Consider the following 17,976-nt stretch of genomic DNA (forward strand, 5'->3'; position numbering starts at 1 on the left):
CTGTCGAGGACGTCACTGACGGAGAACTCGATGAAGTAATCGAGCCCTTTCGTGAGGTAGAGGCGCCTGTGGCCGGGTCGATCACTGTCTCCCAGTAGCCCGCTCACGGTGAGACCGACCTCCGGCGGTCGCGAGGGGTCCGGGCGCAGCCGTTCGACCAGTGGGTCTTGGTGGCCTTCGACGTCTCTGAAAGGGCTGTTGTCCGTGGAGTCAGGCATAACGTTCTCCCAAAAATGATTCGGGCGGCCCGACACGTGAGGAGCTGCAGGCCTTCACACCTGGGCGTGATTCTCCTACGCCCCTGAGACCCATGTGAGCCGAATCCCTGAGTTCTCCACCCTGGATGATCAGCGGACGACAACGGCCGATACCCGCAGCTGATCATGGATCCGACGCCAGCCGGCGTCTCAGATAGGGGTGTACTGGCTGCCGTTGTTCGGTCCGCAGTATCGAGAGGCGGCCCAGTGGCGGGTGGACCGAGCTGGCATCTCACGACCATTGGAAGGAGCCGAGCGGCGCCGACACAGCATCCACATCTGCCGGTGGTCGGGCGCGCCGTGCTGCGGGCGTGCTGGGTCGGGCAACCCCGGCGCGGAGTTCAGAACAGGCGATGAGCATGCAGAGCAAGCGGCTGCGCGACTGATCATGCACTGCGGGCATCCGGCATGCTGGGCGCAACATCAGGCATGCTCAGCATGTGAGCGACTCGTACATCCGCCTGATCCCGACGAACCCCGACTGGCAGCCCACCCACGAGGCGGCCGCGGCTGCCGTTGCCTACGTGGCGAGCTTGTTCTCGGGCGCCGACGACGCTGTCGAGGAGGTGGAATACGAGTTCTACGACCGAATGACCTTGATCGACGCCGGCGAGAACACCAGCCAGATCAAATGCTCACGCTGCGGTCGGGATATCGGTCTGGACTGGCTCGGGGACCTGGTCATGGGAAATGGCGGCTCGAGCTTCGACCACCTTGACGTGACGGCGCCCTGCTGTGGTGCCGTCGTACCGCTGAACAGCCTGCACTACGACTGGCCCATCGGTTTCGCGCGGTTCGAGGTGAGCGCTATGAACCCGACTCGAGCGCAGTACGAACTCGACGCAGAGGAACTCGCCAGGGTGGCTGATCTCGTCGGCCACCCGGTCGCGCAGATCCTCGCTCACTACTGACCACCAGGCCGAAGAGGCAGCCGGGCGCCTACCGCCGCAACCTCCCTGGCAGCGAATGCGTGGATCTGCCACCGACCGCGCGTCACGTGGCGTCACAGTTGGTCAATCATGACGCCGCTCCCCCGTGAGCGGTGCGACGAGCCTCCACTATCATGGAGCAACCTCCGCTACAGTGATCCAAGTGGATGCACTCCTTGATCTGCTGGGTCCGCGACTCCGCGCTCACCGCCAAGCTGGCGGCGGCCTGAGCATGGACGCGTTGGCCGAGGTCAGCGGGGGTCAGCCGGAGCATGATCTCGGACATCGAGCGGGGTGCCAAGATACCGACGGTCCTGGTGCTGGCCCGTCTCGCCACCGCGCTGGGCGTCACCGTCTCCCGGCTGCTCGGTGAGGACCGACCCGGCCGGATGATCGCCATTCGGCACGCCGACCAGCCCGCCATCACCGACGCCGCCGGCTGGCAGCGGCGGATCCTGTCGCCAGCTCTGCCTGGGGTGGAGTTCGAGTTCATCCGCACGACGGTTCCCGCCCGGGTCGTGGTGGGCGAGTTCGCACCGCACGCGCCCGGATCGCGAGAGTACGTGGCGGTCGAGGCCGGTGAACTGAGCGTGACTCTCGATGGCACAGAGCACCGGTTGACCACCGGCGACTCGCTCTACTACGCCGGCGACTGCACCCACGCCTTCGCCAATCCCGGGAACCCTCGCTGTGTCTACCACACCGCCATGCACGCCAGCGGCGCTCACCACGGCCGCACCGATGCCCATCCCCCACCGGCCCGGGAGGACAGATGACCACCGCCGAGATCCAGCCGCTCAACCCCGCGACGCTGCCCGAGCCGAGCGGCGCGTACACCCATGGCACGCTGGTCACCGGCGCGCGCCGGACGGTCTTCGTCAGCGGCCAGGTGCCGTGGGGCGACGAGTCGGGCAGGGTGCCCGAGGATTTCGACGCGCAGTGCCGCCTCACCTGGCGCAACGTGCTCGCCGTGCTGGCCGAGGCGGGGATGGGCATCGAGAACCTGGCGAAGGTGACCATCTACCTCTCCGACCGCAAGTACCGCGAGGCCAACGGGCGGATCCGCCAGGAGATCCTCGGCGACCACCGGGCCGCGGTGACCATCATCATCAGCGACATCTACTCGCCAGAGTGGCTGCTGGAGATCGAGGCCATCGCAATGAAGTAGCTGATGCCTCGCGGCCGCCAATTCACTCCATCGATAAAGGCCGCTCCGCTGTGCGTCGGGCTAATCGCCGGCGGGAAGCCTCCCAGTCCAAAGGGGTTCGAGTCCCCCGGCTCGACAGATAATCTTGCAACGCCGCGAAGTTAAGGATCACGGAGTCACTGTCAGGGTCATGCTCGGATGACCGTGTAGGTGGCCGGGGCGGTCTTGAGCAGGCGGCCTCGGCTGGCCCATTGCGACCTTGGACGCAGAAGCGATTCATCATCCGGGAAGTCCAGCCGCAGCCGCCGGCTGATCTGCTCCGGGCTCCACGCCGTCCCCCACCGCCGGTCCGCGCGGCGACCATGCCGGCGCCCTTTCCACGGGACGTTCGGACCCGGGATCGGCCGGCCCTCGCCGTCGGTGATCGCGCCGGCGAGCCGGTCCTGCACGTAGTCATGCAGGCGCTCATTCGCTGCGAGCTTGGCGGTCTTCGGACGTCGGGCACGACGCTCGGCATGCCACTGCGCCGTCACGGCCCGGTAGTCCATGCGACCACCCCGCGTCGCAGCATTGCGGCGCAACTCCCGCGAGATCGTCGACGCGTCACGGCCCACCGCCCGGCTGATCTCCCGCACACCTCTACCCTGCGCTTTCAGCAGGGCGATCTCCTCACGCTCGGCAAAGGACAGATACCGGGCCCGACAAAGAGGCAAGCGACAAAGGTGACATACCGCCACCCTGGCGAAACCAGCGCCCACCCACCGGCTGCGACACACCACACGCCGCCGCAGCCTCCTCGCTCGACAGCCCCTCAGCGATCCGCCGCCAGAACCGCCGCCGCACCTCTCGATGCTCGTTCACACCCGGCCGACCCGGCGACCGCATCCCCGGTCTGCCCGTCACCGTCGTCGTCCAGCCCGCAGGTCTCCCCATGACACACCCCTCGATCAGGGTGTTGCGACGACCGCTTGAATCCGCCCATGGCACCACGATCGCAACCTCCCGGGGCAGTACAACCAGCGGCCAGCGGGTTACTGGTCGTCCCAGGATCCCTTGGGCGGTGCGCCCGTCAGCGGAGTGGTGTCGAGGTATCTGGGCTCGAGGACGCGCTCGGTGAACTTCCAGCCATGCCGGGTGCGCTGGTAGCGGTCGTGGAATAGGCCATACATGACGACCGACCTGCCGTCGCGCTGGCGACCGGTCTCGAAGATGTATTCCCGGCCGGACGCGGTGTCGCCATCGAGCTGGATCGTGCCCGGGTGCGTGTTTTGCACCCAGAACTCCCACGCAGCCTGCATCCGTTCGATCCCGGCGCGGATCTCCTCCCACCCCGTGAGCTCGACGTTGGCGAAGGGAATCCGCCACACCGCGTCCTTGGTGAACAGCGACGCGAAACGGTCGTAGTCGCCGATCATGGTCGCGTCGAGGTGTTCGCCGCGCAGCACCTCGATCTCGGTGCGGTCAGCGATGGTCGCAAGGTCGCTCATTTGTATCCTCCATGATGTCGGTGAGTGTCCTGTTAGCTGGATCGCGAGCCAGAAGACCTCCACATCGCCGCTGCTCTGGGCGTGATGCAGACGGCTGAACGCCGCTTTGTTGCGTGCTACCTGATCTGTTGACATGTCGCCCCCTCCTCGGCCCCCATCGTGCTCATCGAAACCCGGTTATCCGAGCTGGCCGGGCTGGTACGCCGGCGGGCTGCTGACTCATGACGTTCACGCGGTTGAAGGCGTTGATGACGGCGATTTGGGCCACCGGTGCGGCGAGCTGGTCATCGTCGTAGTGCTTGGCGGCGTTGGCCCAGGCCTCATCGGTGACGCCGCAGGCAGCGTCGGCGATGCGGGTGCCCTGCTCGGTCAGTTCCAGGGCGGCGCGCTCGGCGTCGGTGAACACCACGGCCTCCCGCCAGGTCGCGATCAGGTTGAGACGGGTGGAGGTCTCCCCGGGTGCGCGGCGTCCTTGGTGTGCATGTCGGTGCAGACACCGCAGCCGTTGATCTGGCTGGCGCGGATCTCCACCAGCGCGATCGTCGCGGCCGGCAGCGTCGAGTCCTTGAGCGCCTTGGCCGCCCCGATGATCTGCTTCAGGGACTTGGCGGCGACGGGCTGCCAAACAGGTTCAAGCGGGCATTCATCGTGTGCTCCTTACGGTTGTCGCTGATGACACCTCAATTGGGTTCCCCAATGAGGAGTGCGGGTGATTCAGAAGCCGATGGCTTCGCGGAGCAGCAGGACGGTGCCGCGCTCGGGCTGGAATTCGGCGTTGAGGATGAGGAGCCGGTTGATGGCGCTGGGCCACCCGTGGACCTTCTGGGTGCGGGCGGTCTCCAGCGGGAGGCAGTGCTCTTCGACGCGGCGCAGTGCGGTGTCCAGGTCAGGTACCACCTTCTGCGCCCCGACGATCCAGATCGCGCGGGCGGCGCCACCGGCGTAGCCGGGCAGCTGGCTTCCGCTGCCCGAGGCGATCACGAGGGAGCCGGTTTCGGTGACCGCGTGCACGCTGCCCACGATGACGTCCGGGGTGGCGCCCACCCGCCGGATGTCGTCCATCTGGGTGGCGCGGTCCATGGCCAGGAGGCGTGGTTTGACGGCCTGGTACCGCCCACCGGCGTTGATGTCCTCATCGATGCCGGACAGGCGGAGGGTCTCGCTGGCCCCGGTGAACACGCTGGCGTCCTCCGGGATCAGCTCTTTGACGCGGGTACGCGCGGCTGCGGCGTCGTCGAGGACTTCCACGGTGAAACCGTGTGCGGTCAGCGCAGCGGCCGCCCGCTCAAGGCGCTGCGCGGACGCCGGGTCGGTGAACGGGGTTGCCCGCATTGAGGTGGTCATGATGTCTCTGAGCTTCCTGTTCGCTGGATGATGTGTTCGTCTCATTAGTTCGACAAGACAGCCCCCCGGAATGTGAGGCGACGCACCGGCCTCACATTCCGGGGGCTGTCTTGTCGAACTAATGAGGGCAGATACGACCAAGGGAGCCGTCGGCACCATGACCACCCGATCCCGGCCAGGACACGGCCGGCCCGATCCCGGCCTGGACGCGATCACGAGCGAGCGACGCCAGCTGATCAATCTCGCCTACCGGCGCCTGGGCTCCCTGGCCGAGGCCGAGGACGCCGTCCAAGAGACATACGCCCGCTGGTACGCCATGTCCCCCCAGCAGCAGGACGCCATCGAATCCCCCGGCGCCTGGCTGACGACGTCGCCAGCCGCATCTGCCTCAACCTGCTCAACTCCGCCCGGGCCGGCGAGAGACCTACGTGGGCGAATGGATCCCCGAGCCGCTACCCGAACGTACGGAGCGGCGCACCGGACGGCCGGGCGCCAACATCGTCGACCCGGCCGACCGGGTCACCCTGGATGAGTCGGTCAACATGGCCCTGCCCCTACGACGAATCACGCCACCGAACTGTGAGGTTCAGGGGCGATCTGACACCTTGCGCGACTACGTCGTCGTAGTGGTGGGAGCGCGAACCAAGGTTCCTGGACTTCTCGGATGACGACGAATGAGACTCACGATGGACATCGCCCTCTGGATCACGGCCTCCCTGCTAGCCCTCGCGTTCTTGGGTTCCGGCGTGACGAAAGTCGTCAAGTCCCGAGACGACGTCGTTGCGGCCTACCCGTGGGCCGAAGGCTATTCGCAGGGTCAGATCAGACTCATCGGGGCAGCGGAGGTCCTCGGTGCCGTCGGCCTGATCGTTCCCCCGGCCGTCGGTGTCCTGAGGGTGCTGGGTCCCATTGCGGGGGCGGGCCTGGCCGTCTTGATGGCTGGCGCCGTCATCGTGCACCTTCGCCGCGGTGAGACCAACAACGTCGTGTTTCCGCTCGTGCTGTTGGTGCCTGCCGCAGCGCTGGCTGTCTTGCGCTTCGGACCCTTCGCCTTCTGATCGCATCCAACCCTCACACACGCAAGGAGAAGTTTCACGATGACTACCCCACAGACCAACAAGGCGGTCTACAAGCAGCTCCATGACGCGATCAACAGCCTCGATCTGGAGCTGATCTCACGGACCGTCGACGAGGTGTTCCACCCCGATGCCGTGTTCCATGCGCCGGGGCCGGTGGGCGCCACGGCGCCCGAGGCTGTGAAGGGCGCCTGGGCGATGCTGCTTCGCGAGTTCCCCGACATCCAGGTCACAGTCGAGGACATGATCACAGAAGGTGACAAGACCGTCTTCCGGACCACCGTGACGGGAACCCATCAGGGCGAGTACCGCGGCCTGGCGGCCACTGGGAGAACCATCACCTACGACGAGATCTTTATCATTCGTTTCTCCGAGGGCAGGGTCGCCGAAGTATGGGGGGTCGTCGACGTCTTCTCCCAGCGCCAGCAGCTGGGTGAGCGGATCCCTTGACATTCTCCCCGCCTAAAGGCGGGAGATTCCTACCCTCGCGGGTTGGGGTTCCTGGTTTACCGCAGACCGCACGGAAGGAGGTCCTTCGCGTGTCTGACGTCCGCTCCGCAGGCGTTTTGCGTCTCGACCAGCCCGGCCGCGACAGCGATGTTCTTCGCGGCGTTGACGTCCCGGTCATACCGGGCACCGCAACCCGGACACGACCAATGCCGTGTCCCGAGGGAAAGCTGGGCGAGCAGATGCCCGCACGCCGAACACGTCTTCGACGACGGGTACCAGCGATCCACCACCGCAAGGGCACGGCCGTCACGGTGCGCCTTGTAGGCGAGCAAAGTGCGGAACTCGGCCCAGCCGGTACGGGCGATCGCTTTGGCCAGGGAGCGGCTGCGGACCATGTTCGCCACCGCCAGGTCCTCCACGGCGATGGCAGCGAACCGGCGCACCAGGGCGTGGACTGCTGGTGAAGGAAGTCCCGGCGGGCGTCGCGTACCCGCGAATGCGCCCGCGCGACCTTCCGTTTGGCTTTGGCGCGGTTGGCGGAGCCCTTCTGCCGGCGGGCCATCATCCGCTGATACCGCTTGAGTCGGCGTTCGCGCCGTTCCATATGTTTCGGGTGGGGGATGCGCTCGCCGGTGGACAGCACCGCGAAGTCGGTCAGACCGAGGTCCACCCCCACCGCCCCGCCCGTCGGTTCGGGTGCGGCAGGTACCTCGATGTCGACGGCGAAGGTCACGAACCAGCGGCCGTCCGGGTCACGCGACACCGTCACCATCGCCGGATCCAGCCCAGCCGGGTCCGCCCGACACCTGTACGCCGTCCGACAGGACCAGTCATACCGGAAAGGACAGACATGGCTGACAACGCGTCCGCCATTCCTCCCCGCTTTGAAGGACAGGGCATCCTGGCGGTGATCCGGTGACGTCACAGACAGCCGGTGTGTTTCGTCGAAGACGGCAGGGACGAGATCTTATGGAGGCGTGCACCCGCAATGGCGACAAGTGACCGATCACGCCACAGTCCGGACGACTCGGGGCTGAACGCGGTGATGAGCGAGCGGCGCCACCTGATCAACCTCGCCTACCGGCTCTTGGGTTCTCTTGCCGAAGCGGAGGATGCCGTCCAGGAGACCTACGCCCGCTGGTACGCCATGTCTGCGGAGCAGCGAGACGCCACCCGGTCCCCGGGAGGGTGGCTGACCACGGTCGCGGGCCGCATCTGCCTGGACGTACTTGGCTCGGCGCGAGCACGTCGAGAACGATACGTCGGAGAATGGGTCCCCGAGCCGCTACCCGAGTCCGCAGCGTGGTCGAGCGCGAGCGAGGCGCGAGGCGGTGCCGGTGACCCCGCAGATCGGATCACCCTCGACGAGTCGGTCACCATGGCCTTCCTCGTCACGCTCGAAGCCATGACCCCGGCTGAGCGTGTCGCCCTGATTCTCCACGATGTCTTCGGGTACCCGTTCCCCGAGGTCGCAAAGATCGTCGGTCGAACGCCCGCGGCATGCCGCCAGCTCGCCTCGTCAGCCCGTCGCCGGGCCCGCTCGTTCGACGTGACCCAGATGTCGAGGAATCGGCAGGCCGAGACGGTTCGGGCGTTCAAGAAGGCATGGGAGGCCCACGACATCGAAGCTCTGATCGGCCTTCTCGATCCCGACGTAACAGCGATCGCCGACAGCAACGGACTGGCGCAGGCGGCACTCGGGCCGATCGAAGGCGCCGAGCACGTCGCCCGCCACTACCTCACCATCGCCGAACGAATGCCTGCCAGCGCGGCCGTGGTCGAGTGCATGGTGAACGGTCAGCCTGGGCTCGCGGTGCAGCAGGACGGAGCCACGGTGACGGTCCTCGCGTTCGACATCGGCGAAAACAGGATCACGCATATCTGGGCGGTCCTCAACCCCGACAAGCTCCAGCGCTGGAGCTGACCCGATAGCCGACGACTTCCGCGCACGAGCGATCCCGCGGGGGCGATCAGCTGCGGTCGGATCGTCGACGCACGACGTCCTGTAGACCGTCCTCGACTGTGGGAAAACGCGGCTTCCAGCCCAGTTCCCGTTTGGCCCTGCTGCTGTCCAGGCTCAGGCCTGCGCGCACCATGAGCGTTCCGAGGTAGGGCAAGACGCGCAGCAGCCCGTTCGGCAACAAACAGCGGCGGTCGCCCGCCGACCGCGGCGGAGACCGCCTGCATGTAGGAGGTCCACGTGCACGGCTGGTCGTCGGCGACGTTGTACGCGCTCCCGGCTCGCCCGTTCGCCAGTGCGGCCACGGCCGCGGCAGCCGCGTCCTCGAGATGAACCATCGACACGGTCGAATCCCTGTCGCGGAGCGACCAGCTTCCCACGCTCCGCCTGGTCGAGCAGTCCGAGCGTGTTCGACTCGAACCCGTAGAACATCCCGTATCGCAGGGAGACCCCCTCGATCGCAGCCGTTGCGAGCACGAGATCCTCGTTCGTCCGCATCGCTGTCAGATGCCGATCGAATCCTCCGCGTCCCGGTCCGCCGAAGGGCTTGTCCTCCGTGACCGGCGTGGTTCCATGGCGGCGAGGGTGAGCTGGCCGTCTTTCCAGCGGAACGCGCTGGGCGTGAACTCGGCCGAAGCCCGCGACGTGCGCTTGGACTTGAAACGCGGGTAGCGGGCGCGCTTGTCCCAGAACGCCGCGAACGCGCCCTGCAGGTGCCGCAGCGTCTGTTGCAGCGGCACGGAGGACACCTCGTTGAGGAACGCCAGCTCCTCGGTCTTCTTCCAGGCGGTCAACATCGCGCTGGTCACGTGGTCGTTGACCCGCTCCCGCCGCTGGCACCACGCCTCGGTCCGGGCGTGCAACGCCAGGTTGTAGACCTTACGTACGCACCCGAACGTCCGACTCAACAGCTCCGCCTGCTGCGCAGTCGGGTAGAAGCGGAACTTGTACGCCCGCTTCACCCGTGAGGCCACGTCCACAACATAGCCCGAAAGTTCGGAACCGATCATGCGGGGTCGCGCGGGACGCCTGTCCGCCTTGACGGCGAACCGGCTGTCCCTGACCTGCTTCGCAGGAGGTTCCGTTTCCTCCCCGGCCTGAAGGCCGGGGTATCCACGGAAGGAACCTGATGACGGCGATCAGGCCCAGCACCGAAACGGCACCGAGGAGGACGGCATCCAGTGGGCGCCCTCCCCCGAGCTGAAGGTCTTCGACGTGGTTGAACGCGTGCAGAGTGTTCGCAACGAGGAAGCCACCCAGACCGACGGCAAGGGCGTCCCGCCACCGGAGTGATGCCAGCGGCATCATGCCGATGGCGATCTGGAAGACACCGGCGTCATGGGCGAAGTGCGCGTGATGAGGCCAGTTCACGAAGACCGCGAACGACTCCGGCGCAAGCCACGCCCACGTGCCCGGCACGAGCATCGTCAGACTCGCCAGCACGGTCAGCACGACGACCACGGGAGACGGTCCCGGCCCCTTTCCGGGCAAGGTCATGGACGCTCACTGCTCTTGCCGCCCGGCTGGGGCAGGATGGTCATGGTGTCGTCGGCTCCCCTCGGTCGCGCGTTCGCACTTACAGGTTCGGGCAGCGCGGTGAACTGTGAGGTCTCCGCCTGCCGCATCGCCCTTCCATCAGTCCGTGTCTCGGCGTGCCTGCTACGTCTCACGCAGCGTTGCTCACGCGTCGGCGACGACCCCATGTGAGCCAGCACCGGCCAGAGGTGTGAGGCGGCGGCCCGAGACCTCACATTTCGCCGTCCTATCCGGTCGTATCAGTATGGCCAGGATCCAACCGAGGGAGCCGTCGCGACCATGACCATCCCGTCCCCGTCGCCGGTCATGGGCATGGCGGCGCAGGCTGTCCCGCGAACACCGCCGAGCAGCTGGCTGCTGCGGATCGCGGTGACAGCACACATGGTGGCGGCATTCGCCCAACCGGTGACGGCCGGCATCTACCTGGGCGGCAGCTTCAACGGGCTGGGCTGGCACCTCGACGGCGCCAACGCGGCCACGATCGCCGGCGCCCTCCAGATCGTCATGGCCATCGTCGTCGCGGTTCGCGCGCGGCGGGTGTGGCCGCTGATCGGCTCGCTGACGTTGATGGCGATCGAGTACGTGGTTTACGAGGCCGGTAAGGCCGGCGCCCTCTGGCTGCACATCCCACTCGCCGTCGTCGTCATCGTGGGGTCGACCGTGATGGTGCTGGGGGTCTGGCTCCTCCCGCTGTCCCGAAGGTGCCGCCCGTTCCGAACGGACGGGAACCTGGCTGCCGAGCAGGCGAACGACGATGGCTGACCGGCCGGAGCCACAGGTCGGCCACGGCGTGAGCCGGCGAACCGTCCTGAGGCTGGGCGCTGGCTTCGGTGCCACCGTTGTCACCGGGATCTCGGTCGCGGCAGTCTTGGCGCCGCGGCCACCGACCACGGGTGCCCTGCTGACCAGCGAGGTACCGCTGCCGATGCCGTTCCAGGTCCCGTTGCCGCTGCCACCGGTGCTCCGGCCCACCGAGCAAGCGAGCGGGGTCGACCGGTACGAGATGGTCCAGCGGGAGACGACGGCGGAGATCCTGCCCGGGACCGCCACCAGGGTGTGGACCTACGACGGGATCTTCCCCGGACCGACCATCGAGTCCCGACGCGGCCGGACCGCGCGGGTGAGGCACCGCAACGAGCTGCCGGTGCCGACCGCGGTCCATCTGCACGGTGGCCGCACACCACCAGAGTCCGACGGCTACCCGACCGACCTGGTGCTGCCATCGGGGTGGACCGACCCGCACCAGGACGGGCACACCGGCGGTCCTCACGGCAGCCACATGCACGACCCTCGGGCCGTAGTGACCCGGCTGACGCGCGAGTACACGTTCCCGCTCGATCAGCGGGCGGCGATGCTCTGGTACCACGACCATCGGATGGACTACACCGGGCCCGCGATGTGGCGCGGCCTAGCCGGCATGCACATCGTCCGCGACGACGTCGAGGACGCCTGCGACCTGCCCCACGACGATCACGAGCTACCGCTCATGATCACCGACCGATCGTTCGACGCCGACGGGCAGCTCGCCTACCCCTCGCTCGACCCGACCCTGCGCGACCGCCATGGTGTCGCCGAGCCGTACCTCGCCGGGGTACTGGGCGACGTCATCCTCGTGAACGGTGCGCCGTGGCCCACGCACGACGCCGACACCGGCAGTTACCGGCTGCGCCTCCTCAACGCCTCCAACGCACGACACTACGACCTCCAGGCCGTGGCCGAGGACGGCCGCACGCTGCCGCTGATCCAGATCGGAGCCGACCAGGGGCTGCTCGCCAGACCGGTCAACCACACCAGCCTGCCGATCGCGCCTGCGGAGCGCTACGACGTCGTCGTCGACTTCGCCGGTCTCCCGATCGGCAGCACCGTCCGGATCCTCAACCGGCTGGGCACCGGCACGACGGCGCAAATCATGCAGTTCCGCATCGTTCGGAGCGCACCGGCCAGCGCGCCGGTCCCAGAGCGCCTCGCCACCGACCTCCCGACCTGGCACCGATCCGAGGCGAGCGTGACTCGCGACCTCGCGTTCGGCGTCGGCCGCATGGGCGACCGACACGGCTGGCTGATCGACGGCCTCGCCTTCGACCCCGCCCGAACCGATGTCACGAGCAGGCTCGGCGACATCGAGATCTGGCGACTCGTCGCCGATGTCCACCACCCGATCCACCTGCACTTGGTCGGATTCACCGTGCTCTCCCGCGGCGGCCACCCACCCCTGCCCCACGACGCCGGACTCAAAGACACCATCTCGCTCCGCCCCGGCGAATCGGCCGAGATCATGACCCGCTTCGACGGATACCGCGGCCGCTACCTGTTCCACTGCCACAACGCCGAACACGAGGACATGGGCATGATGGCCAACCTCGAGATCGTCTGACCACGTCCGCTCGGCGCGATTGATCCCCGACGACAAAAAGACCCGACGGAGTGCAGAGTCCCTGGCGGACAAGGGCTTGAACGCGGATTTGTGGCAACCCACGCTGAACCCTGCAGTCTTGCCGACCCTGGCCACCTGGGGCTTTGCCCTCGGCCGAATCGCCCAGCTCGGACAGGCTTGGCCCGTCCAGAGCAGGTTGAACTCGCGATTACGCCACAGGGAGGCGGTCACTTCGCTCCTGTCCGGTACGGGTAGGCCTGGAACACGACGAACACCGTCTCGGACCCCTCGCCCGCGTCGGGAGTGTCGGCGTCTCGGATGAGGTTCCAGATGTCCGATCGCAACTGCTCAAATCGTTCCGGAGTGGTGCGCAGAACGCCGTCGCCACCGGGCGAGGATCGCCGACGTGGCCGGCCCGCCGATGCGAAGCAACCCCAGAATCCGGAGCCGTAACGGGTGCGCCATCGCTCGCAACATCTCGGGATCGGAGAGCCGGGCTTCGGAAGGCACGTCCATCAATGCAGAGTGGTTATGCGTAAGTTCTCTGCAATAAGCCTTTCCCGGTAACGGTTCGTGACTTCTTGTGATCATGTCGTTCGGTCGTAGTCGACGTGCAACAGCATGAGCGCAGCGCAACGAACTTGCCCATGACGCTGGGTGACAGGCTCACCCCTCGTATGGCTTTGAAGGTGGTCTTGAGCAGGGAGTTCGCTTGTTCGGCGCGGGGTTCGGCGTAGTTTCTGTGGATCGAGCGGATCGGCGGCTGATGCTGGCGGCGTAGGTGGTCCAGTCGCCGGCGCTGGCGCGTTGCCAGGCCGCGGCGCTGGAGATGTGTATTCCGAGCATGCGCGCCAGGACTGCGGCGGGTAGGTCGGTGGCGAGCTGGAACAGTGCGGTGGATCGTGCCTGTCGTGGGTGGAGTCCGTGCCGGCGCAGTCGTTCGCCGAGCTGACGGCCGCTGATGGGGCGGCCGGGTAGTTCGCCGGGGAACAACCAGCGCGAGGTGGCTGCATGGCTGGTGACGGGGTGGCCGCGGCGGTCGCGGACGAGGTCGAGCATCAGGCTGGCGAGGGGCTCGGGCGGGAGGATCGGCTGTGCGCCGAGGCGCAACGCCGCTTGTCCGTCGGTGATCGTGATGTGGTCGAGAGCCAGGCGGCTGACGGCCGAGGTCCACTGCGCGTAGAACAGGACGAGGAGGCCCGCGAACCTATCTTCGGTGTTGATGGTCTGGTCGTGCAGCAGGCGTCGGGCTTGCTCCCAGCGGGCCTCGCTGTCGAGCGCCTGCATGGGTCCGACCCACCTGCTCGTCGGCGCTTCCACTGCGGTGAGTTTCTGGTTCTTGGCCCAGCGGAGGAATTGGCCGGCCTCACGATCCGACGGCGGTGCGGGCCGGTACGTTCCCGGCCCGCACCCACCGGGCCCTGTCCGGAGCACGTGTTTCAGCGGATCCTTCACCGTCCTGCGACAGTTTGGGCCACCCCACCTCCGCCTGGTGGGTCAACGGACCAGGCGAGCGAACCTCCGCAGCTCCTCGGTGAGGCTTTCTGGTTGCTCGAACGCGGCGAAATGGCCACCACGGGCGACCGTGTTGAAGTAGACGAGCTTGGACTTGTAGACGCGTTCGGCCCAGATTCTCGGAGTTGGGATGATCTCGCGGGGAAAGACCGTGAATCCGACCGGGACCGTGAAGTCGTCGGCCGTGCCGGCGGCCCGCGCGTCCTCCCAATAGATCCGCGCCGAGGAGGCCGCGGTGCCAGGCAGCCAGTACAGCATGATGTCGTCGAGCATCCGGTCGACACCGAGGACCCGTTCGGGATTGCCGTCGCTGTCGGTCCACTCCATGAACTTCTCGTAGATCCACGCCGCCTGCCCCACCGGGGAGTCGGTCAACGCATACCCCACCGTCTGGGGGCGGGTGGACTGCTGGTAGATGAAGCCGGCGCCGTCGTCGAAGAACCGCTGCAGCTTGTCCAGCGCCTCCTGCTCCGGCGGCGTCGGCGGGTCGCTGACCGGGGGCTGGAACACGGGAAAGAAGTTGAGGTGGATCCCGGCGAGTCCGGCGGGCCCGAGCTTGGCGAGTTCGTGCGTTACGGAGCCGCCCAGGTCGCCGCCCTGAGCGAGCCAGCGACGGTAGCCGAGCCGGGACATGAGTTCCGCCCAGGCTCTGGCGGTGCGCTGGATGTTCCACCCGGTCGTGGCCGGCTTGTCGGAGAACCCGAAGCCCGGTAGGGACGGCACCACGACATGGAACGCGTCCGCGGCGCTCCCACCGAACGCCGTCGGATCGGTCAACGGCCCGATCATGTCGAGGAACTCCACCACCGAACCCGGCCAGCCGTGGGTCAGCACCACCGGTACGGCGCTGGCGTGCCGGGAACGTACGTGCAGAAAATGGATCCCCAACCCGTCGATCTGGGTGCGGAACTGGCCGAACCCGTTCAGCCGCGCCTCGACCCGACGCCAGTCGTACCGCGTCTTCCAGTGCTCGACCAGGCCGCGCACCCGATCCAGCGGCACGCCCTGGGACCCGTCGGGAATGGTCTCCTGCTCCGGAAACCGGGCCGCCGCCAACCGCCGCTGCAGATCGCTCAGCGCGCTGTCCGACACCGACAACCGGAACGGTGTCACGTCGGTTGTGGCCGCCGGCAACGTCGTCCCGGGCTCGGCAGACGCCGGGGTCGCCGCTGTTCCCACCAACCCGAGCGGGCCTGCGACGGCGCCGACCGTGGCGGCCGCCCGCAAGGCCGTGCGACGGGTCAGGCCACGCGTATCTTCGTTCCGCACGATTCATGCCTTCCTTGTTCGAGTGATCGGCAAGGACCGACGGCCTGCGGTGATGGTCGCGATGAACGCCAGATTGCGACTCGACCGGGCACCGTAGCGCGTCGAATGCCTGCGCTCGCTCACCGTCGCAGCCCTGCCCGGAGGTCACCAACGATTCGATGGCGCTGGAATCCGGCGTCGCCGTCGGCACCTCACCCGGGATCCGGCCAACCCCGCTCAAACCCGGAACCACCACCCGTGACCAGCACGCTGGCCAGCGGCGTACGCCGGTACAACACCCGGCGCCCGGAACGCCACGACGTCACCAGGCCGGTGCGGCGCAGCACCGACAGGTGGAAGCTGACCGACGGTGCGCTCTGACTGAGTTCACGGGCGAGGTCGGTGGTCGACTTCGGCAACGTCAGACAGCTGAGGATCGCCGCGCGGCTGTGACCCAGCAGCGCACCCAACGCGTCGTTGTCGTAGTCCGCGTCCCGGGCATCGCCTCCCCACAGCGTGCCGACTCCTCGGCAGGCATAGACGAGGCTCGCCGGTCGATCGGGGCTCTTGTCCACCACCAGGTTCGGCCACGCGAAGACCGACGGCACCAGCACGAGCCCGTCACCAGCCAGGTCATGTTCCACCGAGTGTCGGGGCTTGTCGATCCGCAGGATCTCACCCCGCACGCTGATCTCCGAGTGCAAGCTCGACAGCAGCGCGTCGACGCCACCGCCGGTCAGCCGGCCAGCCCGATATGCGACATCCTCCTCCAGCACCGCGCGTAGCTCCCGCCAATGCGGTTCGATCGCCACCGACCAGTACCGCCACAGCTCGTCGGCCAACCGTCGCGCGCCAGCCGCCCCTTCGGCAACCAACTCCTGGGCCGGCGCCGGCATGCGCTCCCGCTCCCACACCGCCGCCAGGTCGGCACGGATTCCCGCCACGGGCGACTCGGCAACCAACCGCAGCTGGTCGTCGATGGTACCGGCGCCGGTGGCTGCCACGAACAGGAAATCCGCCACGTACGCGCTCGCCGGCACCACCGCGCCCAACAGCGCCATGTCCACCCCACGCAGGCCGTCCCGCGTCGCCGCCAACCAGCCCTGGTGCAGCGGCGACACCCGCCCCGACGACAGCTGGTACAGGCTCTCGATCACCTCGGCGAACGGCGAGAACGCAAACCGCATCCTCGCCACATCCGCCAGACTCATCCGCAGCCGGATCACCCCGCCAGCCTAAGCGTTCGCGGACGATGGACCCTCGCCCTCACGCCCGCGCTCTGGGTCACCCGGTCCCGACCTGGTACACCGGATACCGTGCCCCCGCCGCGTCCACTCCCTCCACTAGGGTGCCGTGTCCGACCGGCCGCACCACATCCACACCCCGGTCGAGGCGACCATGGAGCTCCGCGACCTCGCGGCGTTCATCAATTAGCTCTGGGGCGCCGCCACCCCCGGCGGCAAGCCGTACCCGCCACCGGTGCGGCGCGAGGTCCTCGCCATGGCCGGAGTCCGACGACCGGCGCCCGGGCCATTCGAGGGCGGAGAGTCTCAACGCCGAGAAGGACGCGTCCTGGTGTATAGGTCTGCTCCGCGCGACGCCCGACGACTACGACGTCGCACGGTTCGGCTCCCGGTATGCCACAACCCGCTGGCCGGCCGAGTACCTGTGGGCGCCCGGCCCCCTCGCAGACGCGGTCACCTGGCTTGCCAGCCACCGGCCGGCAGCGGATGAGGTCGACGTCGTCGGCCAGCTCCACCTGCTGCGCCAGGACGACCGGCATCGACCTACTCGCCTGGACTCAGCTTCTGCTACTCGACGGGGACCTCGCCACCGCCGAACCCAAGAAGCTGCGCTACGGACCCGCGCCATCTGGCAATGCTGGCACGTCCCGGCTTTGTCGAGGCCGCTTCCCACCCGTCCCGGCACCACCCGGAACAGGCTGCCCTCAGCTACGCCCACCTGCTGCGACAGGCAGACGGTGGAGCTCTTTCACCTCCACTCGAACAACAGCGCCTCAGGGCGCACCGGATCAGAAGGTTAGGGGTTCGAGTCCCTTCGGGCGCACCACACGATCAAGGCCGTAACCAGCGGAAACGCCGGTCACGGCGTTAAACGTTACATAGCCGGCCCAATCTGGCGAATCATCCCAAGCTACCTCTTGACACCAGCCTTCACAGATCTTTGTCGACTGCTGTGCCTTACCTGGAGCCTCGCCCTCATCGATCTCCAGGTTCGCCGAACCTGCCCTGAGCTGCGAGATCAGCTTGGAAAGGCTCATGGCTCCACCCCCTTGATCATCCGACCCTATCCGGGGCGGGCGGCCCGTCGCCGTTTCCCGGCGCCAGGCACCTCGCCTGACCTCCTCCCGCCTTCCCTGGCGACAAAGCGGTCGTTGTCATTCGGAGTTCGGACTCCGACACAATTCTCATGCCCGCCGAGGCGAAGGGCGCGGGCGCATGGACGGGGCAGCTCCACAGGGGACCGAACGGCGTACCCGACTGGCGTAGCCGGCCAGCTCGGACCTGCGAAAACGCCCGAACCGCCGTCAATCCGCCCACGACAAAAGCGCATTTTTTAGTCACTCTATAGACGCCCCTCGAAGTCCTTCTTAATATGGTCCCTGCCGTTTGGCGAATTCTCCCCATCCCCG

General features: G+C 67.4%; 18 protein-coding genes and 2 pseudogenes. 9 read left to right on the plus strand and 11 right to left on the minus strand.

Annotated features, from left to right (window positions below; genetic code table 11):
- Positions 1–697 precede the first annotated feature (697 nt).
- The 3 genes from ACGF5C_RS30465 (at position 698) to ACGF5C_RS30475 (ending at position 2,354) form a co-directional block, all read left to right on the plus strand.
- Positions 698–1,168, plus strand: coding sequence for a hypothetical protein (locus tag ACGF5C_RS30465; protein WP_393307182.1), 471 nt, complete (start codon positions 698–700; stop codon positions 1,166–1,168).
- Positions 1,169–1,458: 290 nt separating this feature from the next.
- Complete coding sequence (locus ACGF5C_RS30470; protein ID WP_393307183.1) at positions 1,459–1,962, plus strand: helix-turn-helix domain-containing protein; 504 nt, start codon at positions 1,459–1,461, stop codon at positions 1,960–1,962.
- Positions 1,959–2,354, plus strand: coding sequence for a RidA family protein (locus ACGF5C_RS30475; protein ID WP_393307185.1), 396 nt, complete (start codon positions 1,959–1,961; stop codon positions 2,352–2,354). The genes ACGF5C_RS30470 and ACGF5C_RS30475 overlap by 4 nt, the downstream gene beginning before the upstream one ends.
- A gap of 248 nt (positions 2,355–2,602) precedes the next feature.
- Here ACGF5C_RS30475 and ACGF5C_RS30480 read toward each other — a convergent pair.
- From ACGF5C_RS30480 to ACGF5C_RS30500, 5 genes and pseudogenes are all read right to left on the minus strand, one after another.
- Positions 2,603–3,062: pseudogene (locus ACGF5C_RS30480) on the minus strand (transposase); the annotation flags it as partial.
- Between the two features lie 302 nt (positions 3,063–3,364).
- A complete protein-coding gene (locus ACGF5C_RS30485; RefSeq protein ID WP_393307187.1) occupies positions 3,365–3,955 on the minus strand; it encodes a nuclear transport factor 2 family protein in 591 nt (196 codons plus the stop codon).
- A gap of 28 nt (positions 3,956–3,983) precedes the next feature.
- Positions 3,984–4,226 carry a carboxymuconolactone decarboxylase family protein gene (locus tag ACGF5C_RS30490; RefSeq protein WP_393307189.1) on the minus strand — a complete coding sequence of 81 codons (243 nt, stop codon included), beginning with the start codon at positions 4,224–4,226 and terminating at the stop codon, positions 3,984–3,986.
- 23 nt (positions 4,227–4,249) lie between these two features.
- Positions 4,250–4,351, minus strand: coding sequence for a carboxymuconolactone decarboxylase family protein (locus tag ACGF5C_RS30495; RefSeq protein ID WP_393307191.1), 102 nt, complete (start codon positions 4,349–4,351; stop codon positions 4,250–4,252).
- 183 nt (positions 4,352–4,534) lie between these two features.
- Complete coding sequence (locus ACGF5C_RS30500; RefSeq protein WP_393307193.1) at positions 4,535–5,164, minus strand: LUD domain-containing protein; 630 nt, start codon at positions 5,162–5,164, stop codon at positions 4,535–4,537.
- 157 nt (positions 5,165–5,321) lie between these two features.
- On the opposite strand from ACGF5C_RS30500, the gene ACGF5C_RS30505 reads away from it, so the two are divergent.
- The 3 genes from ACGF5C_RS30505 (at position 5,322) to ACGF5C_RS30515 (ending at position 6,690) form a co-directional block, all read left to right on the plus strand.
- Positions 5,322–5,696, plus strand: a complete 375-nt coding sequence (locus tag ACGF5C_RS30505) for a sigma factor (RefSeq protein ID WP_393307195.1) — start codon at positions 5,322–5,324, stop codon at positions 5,694–5,696.
- A gap of 154 nt (positions 5,697–5,850) precedes the next feature.
- Complete coding sequence (locus ACGF5C_RS30510) at positions 5,851–6,222, plus strand: DoxX family protein (protein WP_393307197.1); 372 nt, start codon at positions 5,851–5,853, stop codon at positions 6,220–6,222.
- A 39-nt stretch (positions 6,223–6,261) separates the two neighbouring features.
- A complete protein-coding gene (locus tag ACGF5C_RS30515) occupies positions 6,262–6,690 on the plus strand; it encodes an ester cyclase (protein WP_393307199.1) in 429 nt (142 codons plus the stop codon).
- 56 nt (positions 6,691–6,746) lie between these two features.
- Here the strand turns inward: ACGF5C_RS30515 and ACGF5C_RS30520 are convergent.
- Positions 6,747–7,462: pseudogene (locus ACGF5C_RS30520) on the minus strand (RNA-guided endonuclease InsQ/TnpB family protein).
- Positions 7,463–7,735: 273 nt separating this feature from the next.
- On the opposite strand from ACGF5C_RS30520, the gene sigJ reads away from it, so the two are divergent.
- On the plus strand, positions 7,736–8,614 hold the full coding sequence (sigJ, locus tag ACGF5C_RS30525) for an RNA polymerase sigma factor SigJ (protein ID WP_393307200.1): 879 nt from the start codon (positions 7,736–7,738) through the stop codon (positions 8,612–8,614).
- Between the two features lie 539 nt (positions 8,615–9,153).
- On the opposite strand, the gene ACGF5C_RS30530 is transcribed toward sigJ, so the two are convergent.
- Positions 9,154–9,624 carry an RNA-guided endonuclease InsQ/TnpB family protein gene (locus ACGF5C_RS30530; RefSeq protein ID WP_393307202.1) on the minus strand — a complete coding sequence of 157 codons (471 nt, stop codon included), beginning with the start codon at positions 9,622–9,624 and terminating at the stop codon, positions 9,154–9,156.
- Positions 9,625–10,492: 868 nt separating this feature from the next.
- Here ACGF5C_RS30530 and ACGF5C_RS30535 point away from each other — a divergent pair.
- Together ACGF5C_RS30535 and ACGF5C_RS30540 are read left to right on the plus strand one after the other, a co-directional pair.
- Positions 10,493–10,948: a hypothetical protein gene (locus tag ACGF5C_RS30535; RefSeq protein WP_393307204.1), complete on the plus strand. Its 456-nt coding sequence runs from the start codon at positions 10,493–10,495 to the stop codon at positions 10,946–10,948.
- A 163-nt stretch (positions 10,949–11,111) separates the two neighbouring features.
- Positions 11,112–12,560 carry a multicopper oxidase family protein gene (locus ACGF5C_RS30540; protein WP_393307206.1) on the plus strand — a complete coding sequence of 483 codons (1,449 nt, stop codon included), beginning with the start codon at positions 11,112–11,114 and terminating at the stop codon, positions 12,558–12,560.
- A gap of 666 nt (positions 12,561–13,226) precedes the next feature.
- On the opposite strand, the gene ACGF5C_RS30545 is transcribed toward ACGF5C_RS30540, so the two are convergent.
- From ACGF5C_RS30545 to ACGF5C_RS30560, 4 genes are all read right to left on the minus strand, one after another.
- Positions 13,227–13,847: a hypothetical protein gene (locus ACGF5C_RS30545; RefSeq protein WP_393307208.1), complete on the minus strand. Its 621-nt coding sequence runs from the start codon at positions 13,845–13,847 to the stop codon at positions 13,227–13,229.
- A 210-nt stretch (positions 13,848–14,057) separates the two neighbouring features.
- Entirely contained in the window at positions 14,058–15,344 is a 1,287-nt protein-coding gene (locus tag ACGF5C_RS30550; protein WP_393307210.1) for an epoxide hydrolase family protein, read from the minus strand.
- A gap of 191 nt (positions 15,345–15,535) precedes the next feature.
- Positions 15,536–16,549 carry a DUF5937 family protein gene (locus ACGF5C_RS30555; protein WP_393307212.1) on the minus strand — a complete coding sequence of 338 codons (1,014 nt, stop codon included), beginning with the start codon at positions 16,547–16,549 and terminating at the stop codon, positions 15,536–15,538.
- Positions 16,550–17,355: 806 nt separating this feature from the next.
- Entirely contained in the window at positions 17,356–17,604 is a 249-nt protein-coding gene (locus tag ACGF5C_RS30560) for a hypothetical protein (protein ID WP_393307238.1), read from the minus strand.
- Positions 17,605–17,976: the final 372 nt, after the last annotated feature.

Source organism: Micromonospora sp. NPDC047620 (assembly GCF_043205005.1).
Classification (GTDB): domain Bacteria; phylum Actinomycetota; class Actinomycetes; order Mycobacteriales; family Micromonosporaceae; genus Micromonospora.